Annotated in this window: 18 protein-coding genes and 1 tRNA gene; 9 read left to right on the forward strand and 10 right to left on the reverse strand. The window is 67.7% G+C overall.

From position 1 onward, the window contains the following. A partial coding sequence (locus HR086_RS30540; protein ID WP_174467395.1) for a hypothetical protein occupies nt 1-715 on the forward strand: 715 nt, incomplete at its 5' end. A gap of 22 nt (nt 716-737) precedes the next feature. Here the strand turns inward: HR086_RS30540 and HR086_RS30545 are convergent. Beyond that, a complete protein-coding gene (locus tag HR086_RS30545) occupies nt 738-2,162 on the reverse strand; it encodes a hemolysin family protein (protein WP_174467396.1) in 1,425 nt (474 codons plus the stop codon). Between the two features lie 3 nt (nt 2,163-2,165). Further along, nucleotides 2,166-2,981 (reverse strand): lipopolysaccharide assembly protein LapB, encoded by an 816-nt coding sequence (locus HR086_RS30550; RefSeq protein WP_141644800.1) that lies wholly within the window; start codon nt 2,979-2,981, stop codon nt 2,166-2,168. Between the two features lie 63 nt (nt 2,982-3,044). Between HR086_RS30550 and HR086_RS30555 the strand changes: the two genes are divergently transcribed. Further along, nucleotides 3,045-4,265: a CapA family protein gene (locus tag HR086_RS30555; protein WP_174467397.1), complete on the forward strand. Its 1,221-nt coding sequence runs from the start codon at nt 3,045-3,047 to the stop codon at nt 4,263-4,265. 8 nt (nt 4,266-4,273) lie between these two features. Here HR086_RS30555 and HR086_RS49260 read toward each other — a convergent pair whose 3' ends face one another. Then, nucleotides 4,274-4,396 (reverse strand): hypothetical protein, encoded by a 123-nt coding sequence (locus HR086_RS49260; RefSeq protein ID WP_013941470.1) that lies wholly within the window; start codon nt 4,394-4,396, stop codon nt 4,274-4,276. Between the two features lie 161 nt (nt 4,397-4,557). Between HR086_RS49260 and prfA the strand changes: the two genes are divergently transcribed. From prfA to HR086_RS30575, 4 genes are all read left to right on the forward strand, one after another. Next, nucleotides 4,558-5,649, forward strand: coding sequence for a peptide chain release factor 1 (gene prfA / locus HR086_RS30560; RefSeq protein WP_141646539.1), 1,092 nt, complete (start codon nt 4,558-4,560; stop codon nt 5,647-5,649). Next, entirely contained in the window at nt 5,646-6,527 is an 882-nt protein-coding gene (gene prmC, locus HR086_RS30565; RefSeq protein ID WP_141646540.1) for a peptide chain release factor N(5)-glutamine methyltransferase, read from the forward strand. The genes prfA and prmC overlap by 4 nt, the downstream gene beginning before the upstream one ends. A 14-nt stretch (nt 6,528-6,541) precedes the next feature. Then, nucleotides 6,542-7,813: a UDP-N-acetylglucosamine 1-carboxyvinyltransferase gene (gene murA / locus HR086_RS30570; protein ID WP_141646541.1), complete on the forward strand. Its 1,272-nt coding sequence runs from the start codon at nt 6,542-6,544 to the stop codon at nt 7,811-7,813. 149 nt (nt 7,814-7,962) lie between these two features. Then, a complete protein-coding gene (locus HR086_RS30575) occupies nt 7,963-8,352 on the forward strand; it encodes a zf-TFIIB domain-containing protein (protein ID WP_141646542.1) in 390 nt (129 codons plus the stop codon). 27 nt (nt 8,353-8,379) lie between these two features. Here the strand turns inward: HR086_RS30575 and HR086_RS30580 are convergent, their stop codons facing one another. Then, entirely contained in the window at nt 8,380-9,219 is an 840-nt protein-coding gene (locus HR086_RS30580) for a hypothetical protein (protein ID WP_174467398.1), read from the reverse strand. A gap of 175 nt (nt 9,220-9,394) precedes the next feature. Between HR086_RS30580 and HR086_RS30585 the strand changes: the two genes are divergently transcribed. Continuing rightward, nucleotides 9,395-11,350, forward strand: coding sequence for an ABC transporter substrate-binding protein (locus HR086_RS30585; RefSeq protein ID WP_174467403.1), 1,956 nt, complete (start codon nt 9,395-9,397; stop codon nt 11,348-11,350). 40 nt (nt 11,351-11,390) lie between these two features. Further along, complete coding sequence (locus HR086_RS30590; RefSeq protein WP_141646543.1) at nt 11,391-11,717, forward strand: hypothetical protein; 327 nt, start codon at nt 11,391-11,393, stop codon at nt 11,715-11,717. A 57-nt stretch (nt 11,718-11,774) separates the two neighbouring features. On the opposite strand, the gene HR086_RS30595 is transcribed toward HR086_RS30590, so the two are convergent. Next, nucleotides 11,775-12,485, reverse strand: coding sequence for an alpha/beta hydrolase (locus HR086_RS30595; protein WP_141646544.1), 711 nt, complete (start codon nt 12,483-12,485; stop codon nt 11,775-11,777). An 89-nt stretch (nt 12,486-12,574) separates the two neighbouring features. On the opposite strand from HR086_RS30595, the gene HR086_RS30600 reads away from it, so the two are divergent. After that, nucleotides 12,575-13,486 carry a LysR family transcriptional regulator gene (locus HR086_RS30600; RefSeq protein WP_141646545.1) on the forward strand — a complete coding sequence of 304 codons (912 nt, stop codon included), beginning with the start codon at nt 12,575-12,577 and terminating at the stop codon, nt 13,484-13,486. 115 nt (nt 13,487-13,601) lie between these two features. Here the strand turns inward: HR086_RS30600 and HR086_RS30605 are convergent, their stop codons facing one another. The 5 genes from HR086_RS30605 to HR086_RS30625 form a co-directional block, all read right to left on the reverse strand. Next, complete coding sequence (locus HR086_RS30605; protein WP_174467400.1) at nt 13,602-14,504, reverse strand: hypothetical protein; 903 nt, start codon at nt 14,502-14,504, stop codon at nt 13,602-13,604. Nucleotides 14,505-14,544: 40 nt separating this feature from the next. Continuing rightward, nucleotides 14,545-15,411, reverse strand: coding sequence for a DUF6345 domain-containing protein (locus HR086_RS30610; protein WP_141646551.1), 867 nt, complete (start codon nt 15,409-15,411; stop codon nt 14,545-14,547). Between the two features lie 179 nt (nt 15,412-15,590). Then, nucleotides 15,591-16,433, reverse strand: coding sequence for a hypothetical protein (locus tag HR086_RS30615; protein WP_174467401.1), 843 nt, complete (start codon nt 16,431-16,433; stop codon nt 15,591-15,593). Between the two features lie 153 nt (nt 16,434-16,586). Then, the gene (locus tag HR086_RS30620) at nt 16,587-18,707 is read right to left on the reverse strand and encodes a P-loop NTPase fold protein (protein WP_174467402.1); all 2,121 of its coding nucleotides are present in this window, start codon (nt 18,705-18,707) and stop codon (nt 16,587-16,589) included. A gap of 286 nt (nt 18,708-18,993) precedes the next feature. Further along, a tRNA-Gly gene (locus HR086_RS30625) sits at nt 18,994-19,066 on the reverse strand. Between the last annotated feature and the right edge of the window lie 155 nt (nt 19,067-19,221).

The raw sequence follows: 19,221 nt of genomic DNA on the forward strand, positions 1-19,221 counted from the left end.
GGCGGTGGAAGCCCCGGCCCCCTGCCCCCACCCGTATTTCCCGCTGGAGGAAGGGCTGACGCTCACCTACCGGGCGGGCAAGTCGTCGCAGATGGTCATCAGCACCCACGGCGTGACACCCACACCCGAGGGGCTGCGCGGCAAGGTCGCCGTGAAGCTCAAGGGCCGCCAGGGCGAGACGGACGCCACCTGCACCGCCGAGGGCATGAGCACGGGCCTGGGCGGCCTGGAAGGCACGCTGCTGTCCGCGTCCGGCATGGATGTGCAGGTGGTGAGCTCGGAAGGCATGGCGGTGCCCGCGCTGACGAGCATGGTGCCCGGCGGCTCGTGGAAGAACAGCCTGTCGGTGAAGCTCCAGCCCCCCGCGGGCAAGACGGGCGGCATCCGGCCCATCATCGCCACCACGTTCGAAAAGGAGTCGACCGTCGTGGGCGAGGAGGAAGTCACCGTGGCCGCCGGCACGTTCAAGGCGCTGAAGGTGAAGAACATCGTCACCGCGCGCGCCAGCCGCCCTGGCTCCGAGGGCCGCTCCATGGAGAGCTATGTCTGGTTCGCGCCGGGCGTGGGCATCCTCAAGTTCGCCACGGCGGAGAGCACGGACCTGGAATTGCTCAAGGTGGAGCGTCCCCAGCCCGTGCAGGCCAAGTCCTCCAGCAAGGCGCGCCGGCCCGTGAAGAAGGCCGCGGCCGACACGAAGGTGCCCTCGGCGCCCTGAACCAGGCGGCCGGGGCGGACAGCTAGGTGGACTCGCCGCCCGACGACGAGGCGGGGGGTATCTCTCCTGGAGCGCCCTGTGACGGCTCTCCCGGGCCGGACGACGACGACTCCGTGGCCGAGCGAGGGGCGGCGCGGGACTGGGGCTCCACCGTCACGCGCACCACGCGGGGCCCGTCCACCTCCTCCACCAGGATTCGCCACATATCCAGCCGCAGCGAGTCCCCCTTCTCCGGGACGCGCCCCAGCTTCGCCATCAGGAAGCCGGCAATCGTCGTCACCTCGCCCTCTTCGTCCTCATCGAGGTCGAAGCTGACGTCGAGCCGCTCCTCCAGGTCATCCAGCTGTGCCGTGCCGGGAAGCTCGAAGCGCCCGCCCGGCAGCGAGCGGACCTCATCCACCCGCCGGCCCAGCTCCGCCACGTCGCCCACGACTTCGGCCACCACGTCCGCGATCGTCACCAGGCCCGACGTGCCGCCGTGCTCGTCGACGACAAGGGCCGTCTGACGACGGCGGCGGCGGAACTCCGCGAGCAGCTGCTCCAGCGTCGCGTTCTCCGGGATGAAGAGCACCGGCCGCTGCACCTGCGCCAGGCTGCGCAGCTCGCCGCGAGACAGGAGGAAGAAGAGGTCCTTGGCGTTCACCACGCCCTCCACCTCGTCCAGGTTGCCCCGGCACACCGGCAGCCACGTGTGCCCCGCGGCGCGCGCGTCCGCGATGCACTTCTCCAGCGGCTCCTCCACGTCCAGGAACTTCACCTGGTTTCGCGGCACCATCACCTGCCGCGCCGTCTTCTGCGCCATCTCCAGCGCGCGCTCCAAAAGCTCCGCGCGCGCCGTCGTAATCGCCCCCGCCTGCGCGGAGCTGTGGAGGATGACGCGCAGCTCGTCCTCGCTGTGCGCTTCGTGCGCCTCTCCCACGGAATGCAGGCCGAAGATGCGCAGCACCCAGGCCGCCAGCCCGTTGAGCAGGATGATGGCCGGATAGAACAGGAAGTAGAACGCCCGCATCGGCAGCGCCACGGCCAGCGTGGTCGCCTCCGCGCGCTGAATCGCCAGGCTCTTGGGCGCCAGCTCCCCCAGGACGATGTGCAGGAAGGTGATGATGCTGAAGCCGATGACCACCGACACGGTGTGAGCCAGCGTGGGGCTCGCGCCCTCGGGAACGAGCCGCGTCAGCACGGGCTCCAGGAGCTTGGCGAAGGCGGGCTCACCCAGCCAGCCCAGGCCCAGCGAGGCCAGCGTGATTCCGAACTGCGTGGCGGACAGGTACGCGTCCAGCTTCTCCACCATCCGCAGCGCCTGCGCGGCGCCCGGCGTGCCCTCGTCCACGAGCGACTGCAGGCGCGTGGCGCGAATCTTCACGATGGCGAACTCGGTCGCCACGAAGAAGCCGTTGGCGAAGACCAGGAGGATCGCCAGCCCCAGGAACACCCATTCCATTCCCATGGCTCAGAACAAGGCGTCGAAGTCGGCGTCGCCCTTGAGCGCGTCGAACATGGGGTCCGTGGACAGCCACCCCATCACCTTCTGACGGTCCGCCGTGAGCGCCGCCTTCAGGTACTGCACCGCGTCCTTCGGCCTGCCCCACAGGGCGTACAGCGCCGACAGGTTGTAGTTGAGCAGCAGGTCCTCCGCGTTCAGCGCGCGAGCCCGCTCATACGCGCGCTCGGCCTCCGCGTAGAAGCCCTTCTGCGCGTAGCAGATGCCCAAATCGAGCTGCGCCTCGAAGTTGTCCGGCTCCAGCCGCACCACGTCCTTCAGCAACGTAATCGCCGAGCGGTAGTCCCCCTCGTCCATCATCAGCGCCGCCAGCTCGTGCCGGGGGAACGCGTCCTGGGGGTCCAGCTCGATGGCCGCCTGCAGCTCGCGCATCGCCTCTTCCACCCGCCCCTGGTCCGCGTACGTGAGGCCCAGGTTGAGGTGCGCGTCCGGGTACTCCGGATCCAACTCGATGGCTTCCTTGTACTCCTCCACCGCCATCTCCCCGGCATGCGTGGAGAGGAAGCAAGCCAGGTTGTAGTGCGCCGTGGCGCTCTCCGGCTCCAGCTTCAGGGCGGTGAGGTACTCGGTGAGGGCCTCGCGGAAGAGCTTCTTCTCCGCGTAGACGGTGGCCAGATTGTCGTGCGCGTGCGCCGAGCTCGGGTCCAGGTCGATGGCCTTCTTGAACTCCTTGATGGCCTCATCGAGCCAACCCCGGTCCGCCAGCTCGATTCCGCGAGTGTTGTGCTCGTCGGAGAGCGCGATGTTGTCCTTTTCCCGGGCCATGAGAGCGCCGGGCAATCTACGCGTCGCGCAACAAAGGGTGCAAGGTAGAGTTTCCCTCCGTCCATGCGCCACGCCGCCCTCCTGCTCTTCCTGTTCTCCGCCTGTCATCCCCGGCCCGCCCCCGTGGCGGAGGCCCCTCCCCCCTCCGTGGAGCCCCGTTCTCCAGAGGACGCAGGGCCTCCCGAAAGCCGGGAAGCGCCCGATCCGCTGGCCGGCCTCCCGGACGCCGGGCCCCCCGTTCGCCCCATCACCCTCGTCGTAGGCGGGGACGTGACGCTGGGTCACAACCACCAGAAGTACTTCGACGACCAGGTGGCCAAGGGCCGCTCCCGCGAGGAGATGCTCGCCTACGGCTTCAAGGAGGTCCGGGCCCTGGGTGACGCGGCCGACCTCTTCGTCGTCAACCTGGAGTGCCCCTTCACCGAGGGCGGCGAGAAGCTGGCCAAGAACTTCAACTTCCGCGCCCGGCCGGAGCTGGTGGGAGCGCTCGTCGCCGGCGGCGTGGACGTCGTCAGCCTGGCCAACAACCACCTCATGGACTACGGCGCCCAGGGGCTGGTGGACACGCTGGTGACGCTGGAGGCCGCCCGAATCCCCTACTTCGGCGCGGGCAGGACGCTCGCCGAGGCGCGCCGCCCCGCTGTCATCACCGTGGGAGGCGTGAAAGTGGCCCTCCTGGGGTACTTCTTCCTGGGCGAGCGAAACATCGAGCCACCAGAGGTCTACGCCACGGAGACGACGCCCGGGGTCGCCGGCCACTTCTCCGACGTGGACGTGATGGAGCGCATGCTGCGCGAGGACATCCTCGCCGCGAAGCATCAGGCGGACGTGGTGCTGCCCTTCTTCCACTGGGGCCGCGAGGGCACCTACGTGCCGGAGCCCTACCAGGTGCGACTGGCCCACGCCGCCATCGACGCGGGCGCGGCGGGCGTGCTGGGCAGCCACCCCCACGTGCTCCAGGCGATGGAGCTGCACCGGGGGGCGCCCGTCGTCTACTCGCTGGGCAACTTCGTCTTCGGAGGCAACTGGAACCCGCGCGACAAGCGGGGCGCCCTGTGGAAGGGCCGCTTCGGTCCGGGGGGCTACCTCTCCAGCGAGGTCTTGCCGCTGCGCACGGACCGCTTCCCGGAGCTCCCCTTCCAGCCCGTGCCCGTCACCGGGGAGGCAGCCGAGGAGGTGCTGCGACTGCTGGCCAACAGCTCTTCGGGGGTGGAGCGGATGCTCCCCGAGCTGGAGCCGTGGGCAAGGCCGTCTCCCTCCCCCGCGACTGGCGGGAGGGAGTAACCGGAGCGTCAGACCTTGTTGTTGGACTGGCCCTTCTTGGCGCGGCTACGGCGGCGCTTCAGCTGGGCCTTCCGGCCCTTGGCACGGTTGGCGACCTTCTTCTTGGAACGATTTCCCTTCTGGGCGGGCATGTGGAAGGACTCCGTGTGGTGATGTGAAACCGACCGCCAAGTGGATCCGGCGGTGAGGGCGGCCCTTCTTTCATGCTACCGCCCGAGCGGCCAAGGAATTTCTTGACTCCGTCCTCCCTTGCCAGCAGCCGGACAAAGGGGCAATACCCCCTGGAACGACGATGATTGACAAACTTGAAGACGTCGAGCGCCGGTTCGAACGCCTCACCGCGGACCTGTCGAACCCCGACGTCCTCGCCGACTCGGCGAGGCTTCAGAAGGTCTCCAAGGAGCGGGCGGGCCTGGAGAAGCTGGTGGACACGTTCCGCACGTACCGCCAGGTGCTCGCCGACCTCAAGGAAGTGGATGTGTGGCTCGACGCCGGCAGCGCCGACGAGAAGAGCTATGCGCGCGAGGCCCTGCCCGGACTGAAGGAGCAGCGCGACAGCCTGGAGAGCAGCCTCAAGCTGTTGCTCCTGCCCAAGGATCCAAATGACGAGAAGAACGTCATCCTGGAGATTCGCGCGGGCGCGGGCGGCGACGAGGCGGCGCTGTTCGCGGAGGAGGTCATGCAGATGTACCTCCGGTACGCGGATCAGCGGGGCTGGAAGTCGGACATCATCGACATGAGCGCGGGCAACGCGGGCGGGGTGAAGGACGCCACCGTGACGCTGTCCGGCGACGCCGTCTTCAGCAACCTGAAGTACGAATCCGGCGTGCACCGCGTCCAGCGCGTGCCCGCGACGGAGACGCAGGGCCGCATCCACACCTCCACCATCACCGTGGCCGTCATGCCGGAGGCGGAGGAAGTGGACGTGAAGCTCAACGAGGCGGACATCGACCGCCAGGCGATGCGCTCCACCGGCGCGGGCGGGCAGAGCGTCAACACCACGGACTCCGCGGTGCGCCTCACCCACCGGCCCACGGGCATCGTCGTGAAGTGCCAGCAGGAGAAGAGCCAGCTGAAGAACTACAACATGGCCCTTCGCATGCTGCGCGCGAAGATCTACGAGATGGAGCAGGAGCGCATCCGCGCCGAGCGCGACTCCACGCGCCGCTCGCAGGTGGGCACCGGCGACCGCAGCGAGAAGATCCGCACCTACAACTTCCCGCAGGACCGGCTGACGGACCACCGCATCGGCCTCACGGTGCACAACCTGCCCGCCGTGATGATGGGCGACATCGAGGACATCATCACCGCCTGTCGGACCTTCTACCAGGCGGAGGCGCTCAAGGCTCAGATGGGCGGCCCGAGGCCCCAGTCCGAAGCATGAGCAGCGAGACCTGGACCATCCGCAAGGTCCTCACCTGGACGACACAGCACTTCGAGAAGCGGCAGGTGGATGCGCCGCGACTCACGGCGGAAATCCTCCTGTCTCACGTGCTGAAGACGGGGCGCGTGCGACTGTACGTGGACCTGGACCGCCCCCTGTCCAAGGAGGAGCTGACCGCCTTCCGCGCGCTGATTGAACGGCGCCTGGCGGGAGAGCCCACGCAGTACCTCACCGGTACGCGCGAGTTCTACAACCGCGCCTACAAGGTGGACGCCCGCGTCCTCATCCCCCGGCCGGAGACGGAGCTGCTCGTCCAGGCGGCCCTGCGCGTGCTGCCCAAGGACTCGCCTGCTCGCGCGCTCGACGTGTGCACGGGCTCCGGCTGCATCGCCATCAGCCTCGCCGCCGAGCGCCCCCAGCTCGCCGTGACGGCCACGGACCTGTCTCCGGATGCGTGCGCCCTGGCGCGTGAGAACGCGGAGACGCTCAAGGTCTCCGAGCGGGTGACGGTGCTCCAGGGAGACCTGTTCTCCCCGCTGCCCGCCGACGCGAGCTTCCACGTCATCGTCTCCAACCCTCCCTACATCGCCTCGCACGAGATTCCCGGCCTGTCCGCGGAGGTGCGGCGCGAGCCCAGGCTGGCGCTCGACGGTGGGAAGGACGGCCTGGTCGCCCTCCGGCGGGTGGTGACGGAGGCGCGCAAGTGGCTGGAGCCTGGCGGCCTCCTTGCATTGGAGATGGGTGAGACGCAGGGCGCCGCGGTCCTGGAGCTGCTGCGCGCGGCCGGTTACGAGGACGCGCGGGTGGAGAAGGACCTGGAGCGGCGGGAGCGCATGGCATTTGGGACACAGCCCGCGGCCAGCGGGCCACAGGGCTGAGGGCCGGAAACAGCATGGACAAGATTGTGATGAAGGGCGGCGCGGAGCTGCACGGCGAGGTCGTCGTCTCGGGCGCGAAGAACGCGGCGCTGCCCATCCTCGCCTCCGCGCTGCTGGCGGATGGCACCTCCACCTTCCGCAACGTGCCGGACCTGGCTGACGTGGTCACCATGCTCAAGGTGCTGCGCACCATGGGCTGCGACGCGGAGCGGCTCACCGGCCGGAAGAAGGACGTGTGCGAGGTGGGCGTCAACGGGGCCATCACCCCGGAGGCCCCCTACGATTTGGTGAAGACGATGCGCGCCAGCGTGCTGGTGCTGGGCCCGCTCGTCGCGCGCTTCGGTCGCGCGCGGGTGTCCATGCCCGGCGGGTGCGCCATCGGCGCACGCCCCATCGACCAGCACCTCAAGGGCCTCAAGGCCCTGGGCGCGGACATCACCCTGACGGAAGGCTACGTGGAGGCCCGGGCCAAGCAGCTCAAGGGCGGCACCGTCAACTTCGACGTCATCACCGTCACCGGCACGGAGAACGTGCTGATGGCGGCCGTGCTGGCCAAGGGCCGCACCGTGATGGAGAACTGCGCGCGCGAGCCCGAAATCGAGGAGCTGGCCCGGGTGCTCAACAAGATGGGCGCCCGGATTGAAGGCGCCGGGACGTCCATCATCACCATCGAAGGCGTGGAGGGCCTCACGCCCGTGGACCACGCCATCCTCCCGGACCGCATCGAAGCGGGCACCCTGCTGGTGGCCGCGGCCATCTCCGGCGGCAACGTCCTGGTGAAACACGCCGTCCCTGAACACCTGGACGCCGTCATCGACAAGCTGCGCGAGGCCGGGTGCACCCTCACCGCCGAGGCAGGGGGCCTGCGCTGCAAGGCCCCTCGCACCCTCAACTCGGTGAACATCACCACCACCGAACATCCTGGGTTTCCCACCGACATGCAGGCGCAGCTCATGGCGCTGATGTGTGTGAGCCATGGGACATCCGTCATCAGCGAAAACATCTTCGAGAACCGCTTCATGCACGTTCCGGAGCTGCACCGACTGGGGGCGGACATCACTGTTCAGGGGCACACGGCGGTGGTGAAGGGCGTGAAGACCCTCAGTGGCGCCCCCGTCATGGCGACAGACCTGCGGGCGAGCGCTTCGCTCATCCTGGCGGGCCTGCGCGCCGAGGGGCGTACGGACGTCAGCCGCGTCTACCACCTGGACCGCGGCTACGAGCGCCTGGAGCGCAAGCTGCGTGCCCTGGGGGCGGACATCCGGCGCGTGAAAGCGAAGGCCTGAGGGACCGGGGGACACGGGGCCGAACGACCCCAGAAGGCGCGTTGCCAACAGAAGCGGCAACCCGGGTTGCATCCCAAAATTCGCACGACCTATCATTCTCCGAACCACTGGGGACGTGTGTCCCCCATTGAAGGAGATTGACCCGCGCCATGGATTGCCCCAGCTGCAACGTCGAGATGGTTGATCTCGAGGGGGATGACCAGACGTTGCGAAGGTGTGGAGATTGCGGCGGACTGTGGATTGACGTCGCGGACCTGAACCGGGTCCTCCTCCACAACAACCTCCCCGGGCTGGAGAGCCAGGGCGGCAAGGTAGATGCACAGGCATTGACCGGTCAGTGCCCTGAATGTCTGGTCGATCTGGTCCGCGTGGATGGCGGCGACCGCCAGCATCCCCTGCACTACGACACCTGCGAATCCTGCGGTGGCATCTTCCTGGAGTCGGAGTTCGAGGACGCCACCGATGTGAAGGTCGCCGTCGAGGAGATCATCGCGTTCTTCCGCCACTTTGGTGGCAAGAAGAAGGCGGCCTCCCTCTAGACGGCCCACCGGGCAGTCGCAGCCGGTTCAGGGTTGGCTGCGGAAGGCGCGGCCCCACTCCTCGGCCACCGCGCCGTCGAGTTCCAGTGTGGCTCCAGCCGAGGTGGCCCCTTCCGGGGCGGCCTTCTGGAGGCGCGCCGTCACCTTTCCGCGCTTGGGCACCTCCAGCGTGAGTCGAGAACCCGACAGGGCATAGGTGCCCGTCACGGCGCTCGGCTCACCGCCCTCCAGCGGCTCGTGGGCGAAGCGGTACGTCCCGTCGACGTAGAACGAGAGGAAGCGGTCCGGGGCGCCGTCCAGGCCGCTGAACCACGTCCCCAACAGGGGCGCCAGGCGCGAGTCGTAGCGCAGGCGCGGCGCGAGCCACGTGCCGTTGAGCGCCTTGCCCCCCGAGTAGAAGATCAAATCGGTGACGCAGACAGGGGCGGCCTCGCCGGAACCCGGGAAGCGCTCCGCCACCTCGAGCGTGAAGCGGTTGCCCCTCAGGGACGGGCTGATGGGGACGACCTGCAGGCCGCGCTTGTCCTCCACCTTGAGGCTCTTGGCGGAGTCCACGCTGGTGAGGGTGAGCTTCTTCGCGCGGGCGTGGGCCTTGTACGAGGCCTTGTCCGTCCCATCACCGGTGTAGACGCGCACCTCGTCGATGGTGACGACGTCCTTGAAACCGATGGTGACGGGGGCCGGGGTGGCGCCCGTGGCGCACCAGGCCGTGGAGTCGCGACCGTCGAGCAGGTGGAGGGGCGAGTAACGCTCGGGCTGGCGCTCTCGCTCCAGGTAGTCGGCGGCCTGGGCATACCCCGGCGGGGCGTTGGACGCGGCGGGGGCGGCGGAGGCGAGCAGCAACAAGGCGAGGGGGAGGCGGCTCATGCGCCCATCTTTGATCGCACCGCGAGGGTGGCTCCAGTCCCCGACCAGGAAGGCCGTCTGGAGGGGCCCGGGGTGGGCCTTTCGTCACGGATGAAAGCACGGGCCCGGGTGTTGGGGTGCTTGACACCCGGACGCCGCGGGGAAGTGATGCGGCCCGATGCGGAGAGAAAACGTGATGCGACGCTGGGGGTGGGTCTGTGTGCTGGCCGCGACGCTGGTCGCCTGCAAGGACGACAAGCCGAGCGAGGTGCCCGACGCGGGGCCCGTGGAGACGGGGCCATCCGCCCTCACGGAGCAGGAGCCCAACGAGCGGCCCGAGCAGGCCCTGACGATTACGCGGGACAGCACGGTGACGGCGGACCTGGCGGCCCAGCCGAACAAGGCGGACGAGGACTGGTATCGGCTCGCGCCCCCTGCCCCCCGCGTGGCGGACGTCACCGTGTCCGGGTTGCCCGGCGGAGACATCACCCTGGAGGTCTATGACCGGGACCGCAACCGGCTGGCCTCCATCAACAGCGAGGGCGACGGCAAGCCGGAGCGCTTCCCCAACCTCTACGTGGACGGCGAGCGCTGGGTGCGCGTGGCGCCCGCGCGCAAGGGCGTGGGCGGGGCCTACACGCTCAGCGTGAAGATGCGCGCCGCGAATGACGGCGAGGAGCACGAGCCCAACGACAGGGCCGTGGACGCGATTGCGCTCCCCCTGGGCCAGACGGTGACGGCGTTCCTGGGCCACGCGGGCGACGAGGACTGGTACCGGGTGGAGCTGCCGGAGACCGCCGCGCCCACGAGCGCGCCCGCGGCGAACGACGCGGACTCGGGTGCCGAGGGCACCGTGCCCCCCGGAGCTGCGGCTCCAGGGAACGTGCCCACCCAGGGAGCAACGCCTCCTCCGAGCCCGGTGCCTGGCGCGGAGAGCGGCGCGGCCACGGGGACGCCCGAGGAAGGTGCGGCCCCTCTGGACACGCCCCCCTCCCCCACGGGCACGTTCGGTGGAGGTGAGCCCGCCGCCGCGCCGACTCCGGAGACGGGCGTGGCGCAAATCACGGATGCGGGGGTGGCGGCGCCTCCGCCCGAGCCTCCCTCGGTGGCGCTGAAAATCGACCTGTCCGCGGTGGAGGGCGTGCGGCCGGAAATCTCGGTGCTGTCCGCGGCCGAGGCGCCGCTGTTCTCGCTGCGTGGCAAGGAGGGCGAGGCCCTGTCGCTGCGCAACATCGGGGTGCGTGCGACGGACCGGGTCGTCTACGTGGTGGTGAAGGGCGGCTGGACGGGGGCGGGCAAGGAAGCGCGCCGCACGTTCAATGCGAGCACGCCGTACACGCTCACCGTGACGCAGGAGGAGGCCGGAGCGAACGCGGAGCTGGAGCCCAATGACGAGCTGCACAAGGCCACGCCGCTGACGGCCGGTGGGTACCGCGAGGGGTTCCTGGCGCCCAAGGGAGACGTGGACCACTTCGTGCTGCGCACGACGGAGCCGGTGCTGGCGAAGGTGGAGCTGTCCGGCGTGGAGCGACTGGACCTGGTGCTGTCCATGGTGGAGCCAGCCCAGGGTGATGGGCAGTCGGAGACGGTGCTCCTGCGCGCCAATGACGGCGCGCTCAAGGAGCCCGAGCGCCTCAACAACGTCTCGTGCACCGGCGCCTGCTACTTCCGCGTGGAGGGCGCGTCGCGCAAGGTGGAGGGCAAGTGGGTGAAGGACTTCGAGAACGCGGAGCAGCCCTACCGCATCAGCGTCTCCACGGTGCCGGACAACGGTGGCGAGGAGCGCGAGCCGAACAACACGGTGGACCGCGCGCAGGAGCTCGCGCTCGGCAAGGCGGTGCGCGGCACGGTGTTCCCGGTGAAGGACTCGGACTACTACCGCGTGGACCTGTCGGACCGTCCGGTGCGCACGCCGCTGAGGGCGACGCTCTTGGGCATCCTCAAGGTCGACGTGGGCCTGTACCTGCATCGCGTGCAGCCGGATGGGAAGTTGTCGCTCGTGCAGACAGCGGACCGCGCCAAGGGAGACCAGCCGGAGAGCATCCGGTACAGCGCGGAGCCCGGCGTCTACATCTTCGAGGTGCGTGACGCGAAGAACCGCGAGGCCAACTTCCAGGACTCGTACCAGCTCACCGTCGAAGAGGGCGAGTAGCCGGCAAAGCCGGCGCGTGGCCACTGGTACAGAGGCACGCATGAGCACACTCGAGATCGTCATCGAGGACACTCGCACCGGGAACGTCGAGTCCCGGTTCGTCGACAACCTGGAGCAGCGCTGCTCCCGGGAGACGGGCGTCAGCATCGGCTCGGCCGCGGACTGTGACGTGTGCCTGCCCGATCCAGCGGTCACCGCACACCACGCACGGTGGTATCCCGGGGGATACCACCGCTTCGTCCTGGTCCTGGATGAAGACGCCGTGGTGACAGCCGCTTCGGGCGACGAATACCGGGGTGGCGACACCCTGCGCGTCGACCAGCGCTCGTTCAGGATTGGCCCCTACGTCCTCACCATCCAGGTCTGAGGCAACCGCTCGGAGGCCAGTGGGTCGGTGCCCTGCTGGCCCATACGTCGTCGAAGCTCAACCGCGCGTCGTCTGCGCCGCCTGCTCAATCGCCGTGGCGATCTCGACCGGCTGCGAGACGTACACGGCATGGCTCCCCTTGACGTCCACCACACGCGAGCCCGCGCGCGCGGCCATCGCTCGCTGGGCCTGGGGCGGAATCATGCGGTCCTCTGTCGCGACGATGTACACGCTCGGCTTCGCCTTCCAGGCCGGCTTCCCCACGGCTCCCGCGAGCGCGTTGACGCCCCAAGGTACCTGCGAGTCCGCCATGAAGGACGCGACGTCCGGCGCCACATCCGCCGCGAACGACGCCGCGAACTTCTCCTTGTCGAGGAAGAGGAAGCCGTCCTGGGGCGGCAGGATGGGGGGAACCGGGGCGCCCGGCGGCGGGTCCTTGATGAGCGCCGCGACCGACTCGCCCGCGTCCGGAGCGAAGGCAGCCACATAGACGATGGCCGCGACCTTGGGGTCATTCCCCGCCTCCGTGACGACGACACCGCCGTAGGAATGCCCGACGAGAATCGCCGGCCCCTCCAGCGTGGCCAGCGCGCGCTTCGTCACAGCGACGTCGTCGGCCAGCGACGTCGTGGGGTTCTGCACCACCGTGACCGAGTAGCCCCGCTTCCGGAGCTCCGCGTGGACCCCCTGCCAGCCCGAGCCGTCCACGAAACCGCCATGCACCAGCACCACGTTCCGCACACCCGTCTGCTTCGTCTCCTGCACCATGAGTGCCTCCCTTGATGAACCCAAAGTACGGGGCGGCACTCTCAACAACCAGCTCGGAATTCTCGTCGATTCATGACTAAACATCATGAATGGAATTCACCTCTCGACAGCTTCGAGCCTTCCATCTCGTGGCCGAGCACCGCAGCTTCGCGCGCGCGGCCCAGGCGCTCTTCATCACGCCATCGGGCCTGAGCGTGTTGATCCGCGAGTTCGAGAACCAGCTTGGCTATCGCCTGTTTGACCGCACGACACGGCAGGTCCAGCTCACGCGGCACGGCGCCGACCTGCTGGATGCAACGCGCCGGCATCTCGTGGAGCTCGATGAAGCCATGGCCCGTGTCGGACGCAGCGCGCGGGGCCGGCAACAGGCCGTTTCCCTGGGCACGACACCGCTCGTCGCGGCCAACATCCTGCCGCAGGCGATGCGCGAGTACCGTCGCCTCCGGCCCGAGCTGCGGGTGCGCCTGTTCGACGCCGACCAGGACACGGTCCTGCGTCAGGTACAGGCGGGCCAGCTCGACCTGGGCGTCGGCCTCTTCAAGAGCGTCCCCGGCGTGCAGCGCGTGCCGTTCTTCCGCTTCTCGCTGGTGCTGATCCGCGCACGTCGCCACGGCGCCGCCACCGGGCCCGACGTGCCGTGGTCAGCCCTCGAGGGAGAGACCCTCATCGTCCTCTCCCCCTCGAGTTCGCACCAACAGCTCATCGACCAGCAGCTCGCGAAGTCGCGCGTCCGCTTCGAAACGGGTGGCGTCGCGAACCTCCTCGACACCCAGGTCGCGCTCGTGGAAGCAGACGAAGGCGTCGCCATCATCCCCTCGTTCGGCCTGCCCCTGTGCAAGAACCGCGAGGTCGTGATGTCCCGGCTCGTCGACCCCGTCGTGAGCATGGAGTTCCACCAAATCACCCAGCGCGGCCGTTCGCTGCCCGAGGGCGCTGACGAGTTCGTCGGGTTCCTCAAGACATACATCGCCAGTTGGGTGACGCGGGTCGGGGTCGTGTGAATCGACCGTGACGACACTCACTGGCTCCGCCAAACCATGTCCGGAGCCATGCTCAAGACACGACAGCCACCTCCGGCATCCCTGACCGGAGGCGGCGGTGTCGGGAAGCGCGCGACTACGGAACCGCGTTCACGTCCACGTCAATCACACGCGGCTCCTCGGTGTGCGTCTCCGTGGTGACGGAGGCCAGCGCGGCGCCCACCTGGAGCGTCAGCGCCCAGCTCCCATCGGTGAGCCTGTTCGGCACGTACTTCCAGAAAAGCCGCACACGGCCCGTCGTCAGCTCCTCGGCCACGAGAGCCTCGGTGGCCTTCCGCTCGATTTCGGCCGTGCTCAGCCGGGTCCGCAAGAGGTGGCCTTCACGGGCCAGCGCGGGCCAGGAGATGAGCGCTCGCTGGAAGCTGCCATCCACGCCGTGCGTCACCACCGCGCGGTGGCCCTGCACACGGATGCCATTGATGGCGCGCAGCACGAACGTCTTGTGCCGGTGGAGCTCCGCGGGCTCGTAGGTGCCCACGTCCTCGCTCTGGAGGAAGGACGCCACCTGGCGGACGTCTCCCACTTCCGTGGTGGGAATGCCCCAGCGCTGCAACCGGGCCAGGGCGTTGCGCTGCAAGACAGCGGGCTCCAGCCTCGTCGCGGGCCCGCTCTCCACCTTGTTCAGCACCAGGGCACGGCCCGAGGCACCATCCCGCTCGAGCTTCCAGTTCGCGGACTCCAGTTCAAGACGAGTGCCCAGCTCGCTCGCCACGGTGAAGGGCTCCGTCGTGCCAATCAGCCCCCGCTGGAGAATCGCGTCGTTGAAGGCGTTGGCCGGCAACAACTGGGTGGGCAGGCCACCGGACGGAGGCGTCGCGATGCCGGAGGTGTCGAATTCGAAGCTGACGGTGGTCGCTGCCCTTGCGACCTGCGCGGACTGAGTGTCGGGGCGCTCCTCCGCCAGGGGGGTCACGCTGTCGCAGCCCAGCATCGTGGTGAGCGGAAGGACGGCCAGGTATCGGATGATTTGGGTCTTCATGGTTTCGATGTCCAAGGGAAGGTGTGGAAGGACGATGCGTTCAGGGCAGCTTGCGACCGTTGTCCGGGTTGCAGCCGCTCACGTAGAAGTAGGTGGAGCCCGTCTTGCTGCCGGTGTTCTTGCGGTCTCTCCACCCGCCCGCCTCGTACATGCTCTTGCGCTTCGCCTTGGTGTCGCCGAAGACGATGGACACGGGGCAGTCGTCATAGATGAGCCCCCAGTCGTAGGCCTCATCAATCCAGTTCTCGCCCACGCCATCCATCATCGAGTTCGCCGTGTAGTCCTCCAGGTAGCCCTTCACGAAGTTGCCGCACGAGGAGTCTCCGTGAAAGGCATTCCAGACACTGAAGCCGCTGGTGGCCGTCACGAGCTGCTGGCGGTAGCCCCCCTTCTCCCAGACCTCGATGTTGCCGGACTGGCACGCCTTGATGACGGCGATGTCCAGCTTCCCGTTCCCCAACCGCATGTGCTCATTCGTTCTCGCCGAGCACGAAGGGTCATTGCTGCCCATGACGAGTGAGCTGCGCGGCGTCGACACGCTGTGGCTGCCGTGCGTGTGGACGAAGAGGACGTCCGCGTCGTCCACGCCGGCGTTGATGGCGGCGTCGTTGGACTCCCCCACCGCGCCCTTGGCCGGGTCCGTCCAGAGGTCCCGCGCCGCGTTGGAGTTGTTGTGCGTGCGCACGTCCGACCAGAGGCCGAGGCTCCTGAGCCAGTTGAAGTAATTCGCGAACGTCGCCGCCGTCTGGGTGTGGACGGAGTGCGACGAGCCCGAGCACTGCGAGGCTCCGCCGAAGTTGGCGATGCCGTAGACGTGAGTCTCATTCGCCAGCGCCGCCGCCGGCAGGAGCAGGGCTCCCGCGAGCGCGCTGCTCAGCCACTGCTTGGTTTGCGTCCGGAGTTTCATGGTCCAGGTCCCCCTAGAAGTCGGTGTGCCGGAATGGCACGCCATGGCCGGGAGGGAGCGTGCCGAGCTCCCTGTTTTCAGCCTCGGACCCAGAACGAAGGCATTCTGAAATCTTCCCGGGCGCCCCGACGAATACGTGAAGATTCCGCTGCGGGCGCCCTCCGCTGCGACCACGGCGCCTACTGGTGGTCTCGATAGCGATCGATGGGAAACGGGAACCGCAGCTCCGTCAGCAACTCACGCGTGACCGCGCCAATTCCGACCCCTGACAGACTGCCTGGCGTGTAGTGCCCCGAGTCATTGTCCCAGTAGACCAGGAAGCCGTCGGCGAACCTGGCCGTGCCGGCGAAGAGCACCGGTTTCTCGGACTTCGTCGGCCTGTTGCTCGGCTTGTCCTTCGTGGAGATGGCCGAGTGCCCCTCCGCGTGGTTCGGATTCGCCACCGTGCCGCCCATGACGGCCTCTGGACTGCTCTTCACGGCTCTCTTCCAGAGATACGACAGCGGGACGACGAACGGATAATCGCCGTCCGCTTTCACCCTTTTGTCCTGACCGTCCCAGACCCAGAACCGACGCTCCTCTGTCTGTATCATCTCGGTGACATCCACCTCCTCCGCCACGATTCGCGCAGGGGACGCGAGCTCCCGGGTCTGAAGCAGATTGATCATACAGGGGTAGATAGGGATGCCGTTCTGGATGAACGTGCAGATCGCGACCAGGTCTCGCACCAGGCTCACATTCTGCTTCGACAGCCCACTCGAGACCTTGAACGCATGCGTATTCGTGACGGTATTCAGGAGGCCACCAAAGGTCTCCAGTAGCTTCTTCTGCTGCGCTTCCGAGTACGGAACCCCGTCGTTGAGTCCGATGCGATTCTTCGCCTTGAGCGCCATGCCTCTGAGGCTGTCGGGGGAGAATCTGGCGTCACCCACCCTTTCGGGAGGATGAGGGGCATCCAGTTGCGCCTTGATCTCGCGGATCGCGATGAGCATCCCATCTTGCAAAGCCCCATTGATGTCCATGACACCTCTCCCTTTATCGAAATCCCTGACACTCAAAGAACCGTAGACGTCGACATGGACCGTGGCACGTCGCTGGGCGCACATCCAGGTGCCAAACGCCGTGTCCCCAGCGAGCACGGCGGAATCTCCGCCACCCTGGGCCCTCGATGGCATTCAGAGTTGCTTCAAGCTGAAAGCGGCCCAGACGATTCGTTCAGGGACTACCTCGAAGAGCTCATTCTCCGACAGGAATCCGGGCGCTCTCGTGGAGGTCAGCTCAGTGACGATGTCATCCAGGGCGCTTCGGAGTGACTCCGGGAGAATCTCCCGCAGACTCGAGAGGAGCAAACGGCTGGTTTCATTGTCTCGATTCTGTTTCGACGTATCCGCGGGAACACAGATGGCGAGGAGGTCTGGCAGGGTCCAGGCGCTTGGAGGGGTGGCGATATTCTCTTCCAGCCAGCGCTGGACGTCCTCACGGCATCCCAGTTCACTCCAGCAGAACAGCACGCCCATGGACCAGTCGGCCACCTCGAGCGGGACCGCCAGCAACCGTGCGAGCCGTTGGGGAGCATAGGCGCACAGCGCGGGATTGATGACCTCCTCCAGCCCCGTGGACTGGCCTTGCTCGGACGCAAGCGCGCCGGGCGTTGCCCTTTGTGCGTGATGGTGCCAGGCGGAGTACAGGAGGTAGTCCCTGTCATCGGCTGGGGCGAGGTCCGCGAGCAATGTTCGCGCGGACTCGCGGTCCAACTTCGCCAGAAGAGAGGCTCCCAGCAGATACCGTTGCGCCCCCTTCTTCATCCGATGCGGTGGCATGGATTGAATCCTGGCACTGACGAGCGCCAACAAGCGTGCGCAGTTCCCCGATGAGAGCCCATCCACGTGCTGAAGGAGACGGGAAATCGTCAGGTCGAAGTCCGCGTCAAGGTGCTCCTTGATCGCCGCCATCGCGTCCGCGTTCCGAGGTGCACCCAGGTTGCTGGCATGCGTTCGGAGCTTCTCGTCCGAGAATGCCTCCGGGGGGATGCCGAAGTAGAAGTAGCGGTCGAAACACTCCCTGCTCGCGATGCGCCGGGTCGCGGCGGCGTGGCGCTCGACGATGCTCGTATCGAGGCCGATGACCTGCGGGAAGAGGTGAGCAAGGACTCGACCGACCTCGACCGATTCTCTCGGCTCGCACAGCCGGTGTCCGACAAGAAAGGTCGCCGCGTCGGGTGTCGCGGTGGCGGAGTACGTGTGCTCGAACAGCTCCTCCTTGAGGTGATAGAGCCCGCGAACGACCAAGGGATGGTAGGTCCGTAGATAGGTCGCGCCGATGAAGTCGGCGAAGTCGACTTCCCCGGTGACCAGCGGCAGGTAGGAGCGAAGCTGCGCGAAGAATCGCTTGATGCTGCGAGGCTCCGTCAGCCTGCGAAGGACCTGACTGTCGAACAGGCGCTTCACGCGATCCGTGGCCTCGGCGCTCATCCGGGGCGGAGCCAGGGCGCGCAGGGACTCGTCAATCATCGTCCGGGCCTGCCGTTGGTGGACGATGGGAAGGTCGAGCCGGACCTGGACGATCTTCTCCAGGTAGGCCAGCGCGCGCTCCGCATTGCCGCGCGCCAGCTCGGTCTCCTGGAGCACCGAGAGAAGGGTGGCCTCGTCATAGGCGAGCAGGTAGCAGATGTTCGGAAGCCGCCCGAGCAGTCGGATGAGCTTGAACACCATCAGAAGCTCACTCGGCATGAGGCGGTCGACATCGTCGAGCACCACCAGCGTCGGACGCGCCCGCTCACGGAGCGCCGTCTCAAGCCGAGCACGCAGCTCCGTGACGGAGCGCTGGGGAGCCATCAGCTTCGCCGCGCTCTCTGCGAGCTTGCCGGGATTGATGCCAATCCACTCCATCAGCGGCGAGTCGGTCACCGCGCCGCCTAACGAGAGCAACTTGCTGGCGTACGACTGAAACGTCTCAAAGGCCGTCTGGTTCTCGAAGTCGTACAACACCTTCGCAATCTCATCGAAGAAGGCGAAGGCGAGCGTCTGGACGCCGGAGAACTCCCAGGGATTGAAGTGAACGATGGTCCACGGGCTCTTGGGTGCCTGGAGTTGCTTCGTGACGACGCTCAGCACGGAGGACTTGCCACTGCCCCAGGGCCCCATCAGGGCCAGCACGGAGCTGGACTGTTCCGACTGGACCCGCGAGAGGACCTGGACCACCTGTCGTGCGAACTGCGTTCGCGCCAACAAGTCTTCACTTTCACTCTCGATGGGGTCGTCGGAGAAGTGTCGCGGTGGAGAGGGGCGCTCGGACATGAGGCGCATCGTCCGCCGCGACCGCGCCCCATTCAACGACAAGCCGAGTGGGTCCGGGCCAAGGCAGGCCTTCCGGCCCCCTCGCTGCGCTCCCAGTGAGGCCGAGCCAGGCAGGCCGCCCACCAGCGCCGCGCCATGCCGCCGGCCTCATCTCGGGTCCGTTGAGTCCTCACCACTTCGTGGGCAAAGCCGCGGTTCGCGCCCCCGCAACAAGGCGGCCCGATGCCCGGAAACACGAAGGCCGGTAGTCCCGAGTTTCCTCAAGAACTACCGGCCTTTATGAGTGAGCGGCGGAAGGGATTCGAACCCTCGACCCCGAGCTTGGGAAGCTCGTGCTCTACCAACTGAGCTACCACCGCGAACCAACGGGCCGGATGTACCGCAGGCCCCAGCGAGCGTCAAGGACGTTGCCAGCGCCCTCCCCCACGACGTCCACGAGGCGTCGCCAGCGGGCCCGGCCAGGGACTCGGGGCTCCCAGGAGGACGTGACGAGCCCCTCCCCTGACCTGCCCCC

Source organism: Myxococcus sp. CA039A, assembly GCF_013336645.1.
Classification (GTDB): Bacteria; Myxococcota; Myxococcia; order Myxococcales; family Myxococcaceae; genus Myxococcus; species Myxococcus llanfairpwllgwyngyllgogerychwyrndrobwllllantysiliogogogochensis.

Excerpts from the sequence above, each read along its gene's own strand:
- HR086_RS30545 (WP_174467396.1), bottom strand. The coding sequence starts at position 2,162 with ATGGGAATGGAATGGGTGTTCCTGGGGCTGGCGATCCTCCTGGTCTTC.
- HR086_RS30550 (WP_141644800.1), bottom strand. The coding sequence starts at position 2,981 with ATGGCCCGGGAAAAGGACAACATCGCGCTCTCCGACGAGCACAACACT.
- HR086_RS30555 (WP_174467397.1), top strand. The coding sequence starts at position 3,045 with ATGCGCCACGCCGCCCTCCTGCTCTTCCTGTTCTCCGCCTGTCATCCC.
- HR086_RS49260 (WP_013941470.1), bottom strand. The coding sequence starts at position 4,396 with ATGCCCGCCCAGAAGGGAAATCGTTCCAAGAAGAAGGTCGCCAACCGT.
- prfA (WP_141646539.1), top strand. The coding sequence starts at position 4,558 with ATGATTGACAAACTTGAAGACGTCGAGCGCCGGTTCGAACGCCTCACC.
- prmC (WP_141646540.1), top strand. The coding sequence starts at position 5,646 with ATGAGCAGCGAGACCTGGACCATCCGCAAGGTCCTCACCTGGACGACA.
- murA (WP_141646541.1), top strand. The coding sequence starts at position 6,542 with ATGGACAAGATTGTGATGAAGGGCGGCGCGGAGCTGCACGGCGAGGTC.
- HR086_RS30575 (WP_141646542.1), top strand. The coding sequence starts at position 7,963 with ATGGATTGCCCCAGCTGCAACGTCGAGATGGTTGATCTCGAGGGGGAT.
- HR086_RS30580 (WP_174467398.1), bottom strand. The coding sequence starts at position 9,219 with ATGAGCCGCCTCCCCCTCGCCTTGTTGCTGCTCGCCTCCGCCGCCCCC.
- HR086_RS30585 (WP_174467403.1), top strand. The coding sequence starts at position 9,395 with ATGCGACGCTGGGGGTGGGTCTGTGTGCTGGCCGCGACGCTGGTCGCC.
- HR086_RS30590 (WP_141646543.1), top strand. The coding sequence starts at position 11,391 with ATGAGCACACTCGAGATCGTCATCGAGGACACTCGCACCGGGAACGTC.
- HR086_RS30595 (WP_141646544.1), bottom strand. The coding sequence starts at position 12,485 with ATGGTGCAGGAGACGAAGCAGACGGGTGTGCGGAACGTGGTGCTGGTG.
- HR086_RS30600 (WP_141646545.1), top strand. The coding sequence starts at position 12,575 with ATGGAATTCACCTCTCGACAGCTTCGAGCCTTCCATCTCGTGGCCGAG.
- HR086_RS30605 (WP_174467400.1), bottom strand. The coding sequence starts at position 14,504 with ATGAAGACCCAAATCATCCGATACCTGGCCGTCCTTCCGCTCACCACG.
- HR086_RS30610 (WP_141646551.1), bottom strand. The coding sequence starts at position 15,411 with ATGAAACTCCGGACGCAAACCAAGCAGTGGCTGAGCAGCGCGCTCGCG.
- HR086_RS30615 (WP_174467401.1), bottom strand. The coding sequence starts at position 16,433 with ATGGACATCAATGGGGCTTTGCAAGATGGGATGCTCATCGCGATCCGC.
- HR086_RS30620 (WP_174467402.1), bottom strand. The coding sequence starts at position 18,707 with ATGTCCGAGCGCCCCTCTCCACCGCGACACTTCTCCGACGACCCCATC.